This is a genomic window from Mesorhizobium sp. P3_A9, from assembly GCF_056402975.1.
This window is the reverse complement of sequence record NZ_JBFUGJ010000254.1, coordinates 1-8,776: the sequence shown is the minus strand read 5'-3', so window position 1 is coordinate 8,776 and position 8,776 is coordinate 1. Positions and strand designations below refer to the sequence as shown.

12 protein-coding genes and 1 pseudogene are annotated in these 8,776 nt (G+C 61.4%); 9 read left to right on the top strand and 4 right to left on the bottom strand.

From position 1 onward, the window contains the following. Positions 1–181: pseudogene (locus AC1DX0_RS25915) on the bottom strand (IS5/IS1182 family transposase); the annotation flags it as partial. Between the two features lie 132 nt (positions 182–313). On the opposite strand from AC1DX0_RS25915, the gene AC1DX0_RS25910 reads away from it, so the two are divergent. The 6 genes from AC1DX0_RS25910 (at position 314) to AC1DX0_RS25885 (ending at position 4,060) form a co-directional block, all read left to right on the top strand. Further along, complete coding sequence (locus AC1DX0_RS25910) at positions 314–616, top strand: hypothetical protein (protein ID WP_477224044.1); 303 nt, start codon at positions 314–316, stop codon at positions 614–616. A 130-nt stretch (positions 617–746) separates the two neighbouring features. Next, on the top strand, positions 747–1,232 hold the full coding sequence (locus AC1DX0_RS25905) for a hypothetical protein (RefSeq protein WP_477224045.1): 486 nt from the start codon (positions 747–749) through the stop codon (positions 1,230–1,232). A 297-nt stretch (positions 1,233–1,529) separates the two neighbouring features. Then, positions 1,530–3,056, top strand: coding sequence for an ABC-F family ATP-binding cassette domain-containing protein (locus tag AC1DX0_RS25900; RefSeq protein ID WP_477357311.1), 1,527 nt, complete (start codon positions 1,530–1,532; stop codon positions 3,054–3,056). 92 nt (positions 3,057–3,148) lie between these two features. Then, complete coding sequence (locus AC1DX0_RS25895; RefSeq protein WP_371009027.1) at positions 3,149–3,427, top strand: type II toxin-antitoxin system RelE/ParE family toxin; 279 nt, start codon at positions 3,149–3,151, stop codon at positions 3,425–3,427. Between the two features lie 27 nt (positions 3,428–3,454). After that, positions 3,455–3,763, top strand: a complete 309-nt coding sequence (locus AC1DX0_RS25890; protein ID WP_172225396.1) for a HigA family addiction module antitoxin — start codon at positions 3,455–3,457, stop codon at positions 3,761–3,763. Positions 3,764–3,886: 123 nt separating this feature from the next. Further along, the gene (locus AC1DX0_RS25885) at positions 3,887–4,060 is read left to right on the top strand and encodes a hypothetical protein (protein ID WP_477224047.1); all 174 of its coding nucleotides are present in this window, start codon (positions 3,887–3,889) and stop codon (positions 4,058–4,060) included. A gap of 49 nt (positions 4,061–4,109) precedes the next feature. Here AC1DX0_RS25885 and AC1DX0_RS25880 read toward each other — a convergent pair whose 3' ends face one another. Next, positions 4,110–4,724 carry a glutathione S-transferase family protein gene (locus AC1DX0_RS25880; protein ID WP_477357309.1) on the bottom strand — a complete coding sequence of 205 codons (615 nt, stop codon included), beginning with the start codon at positions 4,722–4,724 and terminating at the stop codon, positions 4,110–4,112. 239 nt (positions 4,725–4,963) lie between these two features. Here AC1DX0_RS25880 and AC1DX0_RS25875 point away from each other — a divergent pair, with 239 nt between their 5' ends. From AC1DX0_RS25875 to AC1DX0_RS25865, 3 genes are all read left to right on the top strand, one after another. Further along, on the top strand, positions 4,964–5,386 hold the full coding sequence (locus AC1DX0_RS25875; RefSeq protein ID WP_477224049.1) for a VOC family protein: 423 nt from the start codon (positions 4,964–4,966) through the stop codon (positions 5,384–5,386). Positions 5,387–5,484: 98 nt separating this feature from the next. Continuing rightward, positions 5,485–5,838 (top strand): DUF1428 domain-containing protein, encoded by a 354-nt coding sequence (locus AC1DX0_RS25870; protein WP_095792807.1) that lies wholly within the window; start codon positions 5,485–5,487, stop codon positions 5,836–5,838. Positions 5,839–5,912: 74 nt separating this feature from the next. Then, on the top strand, positions 5,913–6,467 hold the full coding sequence (locus AC1DX0_RS25865) for a dihydrofolate reductase family protein (protein WP_477224050.1): 555 nt from the start codon (positions 5,913–5,915) through the stop codon (positions 6,465–6,467). A gap of 188 nt (positions 6,468–6,655) precedes the next feature. Here the strand turns inward: AC1DX0_RS25865 and AC1DX0_RS25860 are convergent, their stop codons facing one another. Both AC1DX0_RS25860 and AC1DX0_RS25855 read right to left on the bottom strand, forming a co-directional pair. Then, complete coding sequence (locus tag AC1DX0_RS25860) at positions 6,656–8,290, bottom strand: tetratricopeptide repeat-containing sulfotransferase family protein (protein WP_477357307.1); 1,635 nt, start codon at positions 8,288–8,290, stop codon at positions 6,656–6,658. A 187-nt stretch (positions 8,291–8,477) separates the two neighbouring features. After that, a complete protein-coding gene (locus AC1DX0_RS25855; protein WP_183462416.1) occupies positions 8,478–8,702 on the bottom strand; it encodes a hypothetical protein in 225 nt (74 codons plus the stop codon). Between the last annotated feature and the right edge of the window lie 74 nt (positions 8,703–8,776).

Sequence of the window (8,776 nt, the reverse complement as noted above, 5' to 3'; positions counted from 1 at the left end):
GGACCAACGGTGGCCAGGCAGCCCGACCCGGTCCACCATCGCGCAGCGGGTTGAGTAGCTTCTCGAAGCGGTACCACTTCACCAGACCTGACAATCGATCGAGTGGCGAAGAACCGCCTGCCAACTTGCCGCCCAGAAAGGCTTCCGCCAAGCTCAACTGACCCGTCTGCTTCACTGCCATCGTGATTCCCTCCGAGCGTCAATCTCAGAGAATCACAACCAGCGAATTACGCAACAGTCCCACAAGGGGAGAAGGGAAGTACCCGTCTGCACCACCGTTGCGAACTTTCGACGTCAGCCACTAGAATGCGCGATGATCCTCACTCGCAGACTTCAGGAAGACGAGTTCAAGGCTTGCTTCGCCGAGCCTATGACGAGCGTCACCGCCACGGCAGAGGCTGCCGTGGACATATGGCCGTATGTCGAAGCGCTGAATCTCGATGAGATCGGCCTGCCCTATTTGAACGACGTCCACTATGTCTACAGGGATGCTCAAAACCGGTTCGATCAAGTTTTGATTGGCACCGGCAAGTTTAACGCCCTTCTCGTGATCGTTGTCGATCTTTGCAAAAACACAGTGTTCGGGCACTTCCTGCTGGATCTGAACAAGGAGTAAGCTGAGGCCACTTGAGGCCCGTGTGACAGTCGACGGCCCTTGCCATAGCCTCCACAGTGGCGCTCCGCGAGCCCCGCATGTATCTTCTCACCATCGCATGTGTCTTCGAACCATCGCATGGTGGCTACAGATGATGACCCGCCGTTTCTTTGGAGTTCTCGCCGCGGTCGCCGCGGCCTTACTGCCGTCCCGCGCGACATCCCAGACAACGAGCACGCCGCGGCGCTTGCAGGACGACATTCCGATCGCCGCGCAGTGGATAGCCAACGCATTGCAGAGTTCCGGCTATGGCGCGGACTTCGCCTCCAAAAGCATAGCGGAGGTAGAACGGTTCTTTCGCGAGCAGATCAAGGATGGAGTGCCCGTCTCCGGCGGTTTGCTGGCACAAGATATCGGGCCACGCCTGTTTGCGTTGGGATGCTATTGCGGCGAGGTGCTCCGCAAGGAACTTGGTGGGCATTGGCAGACGGATGACAACGATCCCGAAGGGGAAATCAATGCAGCCCTCGAAGTTGCAAGCGGCATGATCTGCTGGCCTATACAACGGGTGATGAAACGGCTGCGCAGCAGCGAGGACGACCTGGTGGCTTGGGCCGAAGGCATCAGGCGAGGCTAAGGCACGGATTCAGCCGCCTACTTGCCACCAACCCCGCCTTTGGTGTAATCGCTCCCCAACACTCGAACGTCTTGAAAGGAGGGCTCACGTGTTGCCGTTTCATCGTCACCATCGTCAGCGTGGCCCGATTTCTGCCCTGCGAGCCAGCTTGCAGGGCTGACCAGGGACGGTCCGGGTTTTTCCCGCTTCGATTTTTTGGTCTGCCCTTCGTGGTGCCGCGACGCCTGTTCTGATGGCCAGCACGCGCACCGTCAAAGTGCATCCGGAGTTGCTTCCGGCAAGACCAGAGAAATCCAAATGGCCCTGATCAGCCTCAAAAACCTCGGCGTCACCATGAGTGCGCCGCTCTTCGCCAATCTCGACCTCACCATCGGCAGCGGCGACCGGCTCGGCATCGTTGCAGCCAATGGCCGTGGCAAGTCGACCTTGCTCAAATGCCTGACCGGCGAGATGGAGCCGACCTCCGGCGACATCACCCGCACGCGCGGCCTGCGCGTTGGCCATGTCGAACAGTCCATTGCACCTGCCCTGCTCGGCCGCAGCTTTTATCAGGTCGTGGCCGACGCCTTGCCGGCCGAGCAGGCCGACAGCGAGACGTGGCGCGTCGACGTGGTGCTGGATTCGCTCGAYGTGCCSGAGSCGATGCGCGAACGRSMRATGCGGGCSYTGAGYGGCGGYTGGCAAAGGCTGGCGCTGATCGCSCGCGYCTGGGTCACYGATCCSGAYGTGCTGCTGCTCGACGARCCGACCAACCAYCTCGAYCTYGCCMGSATCAGCCARCTGGAAAGCTGGCTGAACGCGCTGCCGCGCGAGGTGCCTGTCGTCATCGCCAGCCACGACCGTGCCTTCCTCGACGCCGCCACCAACCGCACGCTGTTCCTGCGCCCGGAACAGTCGCCGGTGTTTGCGCTGCCCTACTCCCGCGCCAGGCAGGCGCTCGACGACGTCGACGCCTCGACGGCGCGCAAGTTCGAGCGCGACATGAAGGTCGCCCAGCAGCTGCGAAAGCAAGCCGCCAAGCTCAACAACATCGGCATCAACTCCGGCAGCGACCTGCTCACCGTCAAGACCAAGCAGCTCAGGGAACGCGCGGAGAAACTGGAAGACGCGGCGAACCCGGCGCATCGCGAGAAGTCGGCCGGCGCGATCAAGCTCGCCAACCGCGGCACCCACGCCAAGGTGCTGATCACGCTCGACGACGCGGCGGTCGAAACGCCCGACGGCACGCTTTTGTTCAGGACCGGCAAGCGCCACATCTGCCAGGGCGACCGCATCGTGCTGCTCGGCCGCAACGGCGTCGGCAAGTCGCGCTTCGTCACCCTGATCCGCAACGCTATCGCCGAACCCGACACGGTACCGAATGTGAAGGTGACGCCGTCGACGGTGCTCGGCTACAGCGACCAGGCGCTGTCGGGCATCAGCGGCGACGACACGCCGCTGGCGATGGTGTCGCGCCGCTACGATGTCGGCGAGCAGCGCGCCCGCTCGCTGCTTGCCGGCGCCGGCGTGGTCATCGAGATGCAGGAGAAAAAGATCGGCGTGCTGTCCGGCGGCCAGAAGGCGCGGCTGATGATGCTGGCGCTGAGGCTCGCCAATCCCAACTTCTACCTGCTCGACGAGCCGACCAACCATCTCGACATCGACGGCCAGGAGGCGCTGGAGGAGGAATTGCTGAAGCACCAGGCAAGCTGCGTGCTCGCCTCGCACGACCGCTCCTTCATCCGCGCCATCGGCAACCGCTTCTGGCTGATCGACAAGCGGAAACTGACCGAGGTCGAAGATCCGGAGGGCTTTTTCCGCGAGGTGGCTGAGGCGGGTGGCTGAGCGGCGACGGGTTGCTGAGACCCGGTTTCCTTGTCTGTAAATTATTTGCTTACATCCCTTGATTTATGTAAGCAATCTGTTTACATGTATCCATGATCAAGTCCTTCAAGAACAAGGCGCTGTCGGACCTCTTTCAAACCGGAAAAACCGGCAAGATCGACGCCAAGATGCACAAGCGCATTCTTGTCCGGCTTGACCGACTGGAAGCTTCAGAGAAGCCGGAGGAGATGAACCTTCCCGGCTTCGACTTCCACCCGCTGAAAGGTTTCGATCCCATCCGCTACACGGTCCATGTCAATGGTCCGTGGTGCATCACATTTGAATTCGACGGTACGGACGCCGCCCGTGTCGATTTCGAGCAATATCACTGAGGCGGCCAGATTGGAGAAGTTCGACTTATGAATGTGCACGAGCCGACGCGTCCGATCGAGCGTTGTCCCTCCCACCCGGGAGCGCTGCTTGAGGACATCATCCCGGCAACTGGAAAGACCAAGGTGGAAATTGCAAATCTGCTCGGAATCTCCCGGCAGCAGCTCTATGACATCATCCGCGAAAAGAAGCCGGTTTCGCCGGCAGTCGCCGCCCGCCTTGGGAAGCTGTTCGGCGACGGCGCTGCGATCTGGCTTCGGATGCAGGCGGCTTTCGACGCCTGGCACGCCGAGCGTGAAGTTGATGTTTCAGCTATTCCGACGCTCAAGGTTGCCTAGGCCCGTTCTGGAATGAATCCGGTGTCGTAACAAAAATTCCAACGACCTGTCGGATCGCCTGGACCTGCCTCGTCCTTGGGATGCCGACACGATGATGCCGGCTTCATCTGAGGAGAAAGCATCATGTCCATTCTGTCATCCCTGGGTCGCGTTGCCAGCCGTTACGCACAGAACCGCGCCCGCCACCGCAGCGAACGCGAGCTGCTGTCCCTGCCGATCGAACTGCGCAAGGATATCGGCTGGCCGGAAATCGTCATCGACGCGCAAAACGATCCGCGGATCCGCAGGGCGCCCTGACCATGCGGTCGGAAAATATCGATGCAGGCCGCCACGGGGCGACCATTTCTCAATCGTGCGTGTCGCCGGAAAGCGGTGTCGCCTGCATCGACGCGCGCTTTTCGAAAGCCTCGAACCAGTGCGTCAGCCGCGCCCGCGACCGAAAAGGCGGAAGGTTGCGGAACGCCATCCAGGACAGCGTGGTGGCGAGCGCTATATGGCCGACATGGACCGGCGCATCGTCGTCCAGGGTGCTTTCAATCCAGTCGTAGCTCGCTTCGATCTTGTCGCGGTAACGGTCGGCAAGAGCGTCATAGCGCAGCCGYTCGGGCCGCCTTTCCGTCTCCCAGCGCATAGCGATGCCCGTCTGCGCCAACCCTTGTGCGACCGACTGCAGCCGCAATGCCTGCCAGCGCGCCTCGCCGTCTTGCGGCAAGAGCTTGCGGCCGTCATGCAGCGTGTCGAGATAGGCGCAGATGACATCGGAATCGAAGATCGCCGATGCGCCGGGCCGTAGCAGCACCGGCACTTTGCCGAGCGGGTTTTCGGCGTAGACACGAGCGTTACGCAAGGTCGGACTGGTCTCGTGATGAATGACCTCGAGCCGATCGGCAATGCCGACCTCATGCGCGAAGGCGAGCGCCTTGCGCGCGAAGGGTGAGTGGGTCTGATAATAGAGGATCATTATCGTCCCAGGGGTTGAGGAAGCCGCGCGATCCGCCCGTTCTAGCCTGCGCGCTGCGAGAATTGCGCTCTGATTGGGGGCCGCCGGCGCAAGTTCGTTTCACGCCTTGCGTTCAAACCGCCACTCGCACGGCCTGTCCGAGGCCGGCCAGCAAAAAATTTCGCGACCCATGTAGGATTGCCGGTACCTCGTTCGTCCTGTGGTTCGCAAGGCCAAGCAAACGCAAAGAGGAGCAAGACATGACTGACCAGACACCCGTTCAGCCCAGGGCAGAAGTGCTCGGTGGATTGACCCCTTATCTGCAGGTGGACGGCGCCTTCAAGGCTGCCGAATTCTACAAGAAGGCCTTCGGCGCGGAGCAGGTCTTTGCCTATCCGGCGGATGAAAAAGGCCGCACCATGCATGTCCATCTCCACATCAACGGCTCGACGCTGATGCTGGGCGATGCCTTTCCCGAACACGGTCACCCGCACAAGGATGCGCAGGGCTATACGCTGCAGCTGCATCTCCAGGACGACACGATCGAAACCTGGTGGAAGCGCGCCATCGAAGCTGGCTGCGAGGAAGTGGTGCCGTTGCAGGTGATGTTCTGGGGCGACCGCTGGGGCCAGCTGCGTGATCCCTTCGGCATCGCCTGGGCGATGAACGCGCCGGTGAAATGAGTTTCCTAGTGGGCAGCGTCGCCTGCAGGCTGGCGCGCTCACCGCGCCGGGTCGTATCCCCGCCGACCCGGCGCTCGTTTCAGCAAAGGAGTTCCAGCATGTCCTATGTCGATGGTTTCGTGCTTGCCGTGCCAAAGGCCAAACTCGATGACTACAAGAAGCTGGCCAACCTCGCAGGCCCAATATGGATGGAACACGGCGCGCTCGCCTATGTCGAATGTATCGGCGACGACGTGCCCTATGGCGAGTTGACCTCGTTTCCGCGGGCCGTTCAGGCAAAAGACGACGAGATCGTCGTCTTCGCCTGGGCGGTCTATGAATCCAGGCAAAGCCGCGACACGGTGATGGCCAAGGTGATGGCCGACCCGCGTTTGACACCCGACTTGGGCCCCATGCCCTTCGATATGAAGCGCATGATCTTCGGCGGCTTCCAGCCCTTCATAGAGCTTTAGTCGCCGGCTGCCGCGTACCAGCGCCAATGGCGAGACCAGAAACTCTTCTTCATTTCTCAAGGCAGGACCGACTTATGCGCAAGCTGATCGTATTCAACAGCATATCGCTCGACGGCTACTTTACCGACGGGCACGGCGCCATGGACTGGGCGCACAGCCAGGATCCGGAATGGAACGCCTTCGTCGCCGACAATGCCAAGGGCGGCGGCATGCTGGTGCTGGGCCGCGTTACCTACGACCTGATGATCCAGTTCTGGCCGACGCCGATGGCGGCCCAGATCGCACCGGTGGTGGCCGAACGCATGAACGCCATGCCGAAGGTGGTGTTCTCCCGCACGCTCGACACGGCGAGTTGGAACAACACCGAGTTGGTCAAAAGCGGACCGGCCGCGAAGCTTCGGGAATTGAAGCAGCAGCCAGGCAATCACATGACCATCCTGGGAAGCGGCAACCTCGTCGCTCAATTGGCCGAGGAGAATTTGATCGACGAATACCAGTTCGTCATCGTCCCGATCATGCTTGGCGCCGGCAGGACGATGTTCGAAGGCATCGGCAACCGGCTTAGCGTCAAGCTGGCCCGGTCGCAGGCCTTCGGCAACGGCAACGTTTTCCTGCGCTACGAGCCGTAGGCCGGCTACAGCAATTCCAGGAAAAGTGTTTGCGGTTTTCCGTCCGGAATTGCGTCAAAACAAAGAGTTAGAGCAGTTCGCCGTTTCCGTGAAACGGTGAAATGATCTAATGCATTTCACCCAAAAAGATCAAGACGGCGGTTCAACCAACGTCATCCTGATCCAGCGCAGGGCATCGGCCTGACAGTTCAGCCTAGCTTGTCGAGCAGCGGCTTCAGCCGGTCTCCATAGCGTTTCCACAAATCGACCGAGCCTTGATACATCGGCTGGCGCACCTGCGCGGCGGACGCCGTGCGCACSGGMCGGTCGGTCTCGTGGAAGGACAGCACGGCATCGTCCCATGGCAGGCCGAGATAGTCGATGAGCGCCCGGCTCTGCCCTTCCTGATCGGCGACGAAATCCTCGTAGCGAACATCGTGAACGACGCCGGGCAGCACGCTGTGCCAATGCGCCATGATGTCGGTGTAGAGATTGTGGAAGTCGGCGAGTTCGTCGAGGTCATAGCCGTAGCGGTGGCTGTCGCCGCGGAAATGCACCTTGTAGATCGACAGGCAGGTTGCCGCCGCATCGCGGGCGACGTGGATAATCCTGGCCTTCGGCATCATCATGTGGATGAAGCCGACAAGCATGAAGTTGCCCGGCATCTTGTCGGTCACGTGGCCGATATGCGGATAGCGGGCATGCAGCATGTCGAGATAGGCCTGGCCTGCCTCGGCAAAATCCGCATCGTCCGTATCCGACACGCCCCAGGGAAAGCCCCCCGGCATGGTCGCCGGGAATTGCTTGCCGACCGCTTTCTTCAGGATGCTGAGCTCGCCCGCGCCATAGACTTTGGGATGGCTGGCGATGATCTGCTCGACCAGCGTCGTGCCCGAACGCGGCATGCCGACGACGAAGATCGGCGCGTCATCGGTGATCGAGCTCGGCCTGTGCCTTTCGAAGAAGCTGGTATCGAAAACCGTCTTCATCGCCTCAAATTCCGCGCGCGTCTTGACAGGATCATAGTTGATCCCCTTGCGGCGAATGGCATTGCCTTCGGTGAAATAGTCGAAGGCCCTGTTATAGTCTTTCAAATCATCATTGGCCTTGCCGAGGCCGAAGGACAGCTGCATGCGTGCCAGGCTGCCCTGCGGCGCCTTGGCATGCTGGGCTTCCATACCGGCCAATTCGGCATCGCGCTCCTTTTGGCGCTTGACCTGCGTCAGCATCAGCCAGGCCGTGGCCATGCCGGGGTTCACCGCCAGCGCCTGCCGGAAAAGATCGGCCGCATCGTCGAGCTTCCCTTTTTCCATCAGCCCGACGCCGAGCCCGTGCAGCAGATCGGCATCCTTGGGGCGGATGGCCAGCGACTCGTGAAAAACCGCCAGCGCCTCATCCAGCCGTCCGGCTTCCTGCAGGGTTTCGGCAAGTCCGATGCGGGCGCGCACATGAAATGGATTGCGTGCGACCGTGCCGCGATAGATCTCTTCGGCCTCCTCGAACCGGCCGAGCTGCTTCAGCGACGAGCCAAGATTGTCGCGCGCGGCGAGTTGCTCCGGCCGCAAATCCACCGCGCCACGGAAGAAGTCGATTGCCGCAGCGACGCGGCCGAGGTCGCGCATCACCGTGCCGAAATTGTTGAGGAAATCGGGATTCGTCGGCTGCACGCCCACCGACTGTTCGATGAGATCCAGCCCTTCTTCGCTRCGCCCGGTCTGGTGCAGCAGCAGCCCCAGGAAATGCGCCGCGGCCGCGTGTTTGGGCTGGCGCGTCAGCACCTGCCGGTAGATTGCCTCAGCCTCTTGCCGGCGCCCGGCCTGGTGCAATTGCAGGGCCTGCTGCACATACTGGTCGAGGCCCAGCGGCGGCTGTCCGCCTGCGCCAGACCTGGCTCCCGCACCCGCCGCTCGTCTCTGATCTCTGTTAATGGGAAACCTGCCGTGTTTGTCCGCCTGCCGCGATCTAGGCCATTGGCGCGTCAGGTTCAAGTCTCGGCGTGGTTCTGCGGCTTTTCCGTCGCCGCGAAAGCGATCAGATCAGACGGTTGGTCTCGGCAACCTGCCTGGCCCGCCTCACCGTGCCATCGGTATCGGAGATCGTTCGCCTTGCCGCCTCATCGCTTCTAATGGTCAGCCGTGCCGACTTGACGATCATCGGCTGGCCGTTGGGGCCAACGGCAATGGCATGGATGGCGATTGGCTTGATGACCGGATTGACCGCGACGGTCTTCGCCCTTGAGCTTCTTGTGGAAACCATGGTTGTGTCCTTATTCCGGAGTAAATAAAAATATGAGCACTGGGAAAATACCCCAGCGCGCTCCCAGCGCGCTC

Bases quoted from the DNA above. Each gene is read 5' to 3' on its own strand.
- AC1DX0_RS25910 (WP_477224044.1), top strand. From the start codon at position 314: ATGATCCTCACTCGCAGACTTCAGGAAGACGAGTTCAAGGCTTGCTTC.
- AC1DX0_RS25905 (WP_477224045.1), top strand. From the start codon at position 747: ATGATGACCCGCCGTTTCTTTGGAGTTCTCGCCGCGGTCGCCGCGGCC.
- AC1DX0_RS25875 (WP_477224049.1), top strand. From the start codon at position 4,964: ATGACTGACCAGACACCCGTTCAGCCCAGGGCAGAAGTGCTCGGTGGA.
- AC1DX0_RS25895 (WP_371009027.1), top strand. From the start codon at position 3,149: ATGATCAAGTCCTTCAAGAACAAGGCGCTGTCGGACCTCTTTCAAACC.
- AC1DX0_RS25890 (WP_172225396.1), top strand. From the start codon at position 3,455: ATGAATGTGCACGAGCCGACGCGTCCGATCGAGCGTTGTCCCTCCCAC.
- AC1DX0_RS25870 (WP_095792807.1), top strand. From the start codon at position 5,485: ATGTCCTATGTCGATGGTTTCGTGCTTGCCGTGCCAAAGGCCAAACTC.
- AC1DX0_RS25855 (WP_183462416.1), bottom strand. From the start codon at position 8,702: ATGGTTTCCACAAGAAGCTCAAGGGCGAAGACCGTCGCGGTCAATCCG.
- AC1DX0_RS25885 (WP_477224047.1), top strand. From the start codon at position 3,887: ATGTCCATTCTGTCATCCCTGGGTCGCGTTGCCAGCCGTTACGCACAG.
- AC1DX0_RS25865 (WP_477224050.1), top strand. From the start codon at position 5,913: ATGCGCAAGCTGATCGTATTCAACAGCATATCGCTCGACGGCTACTTT.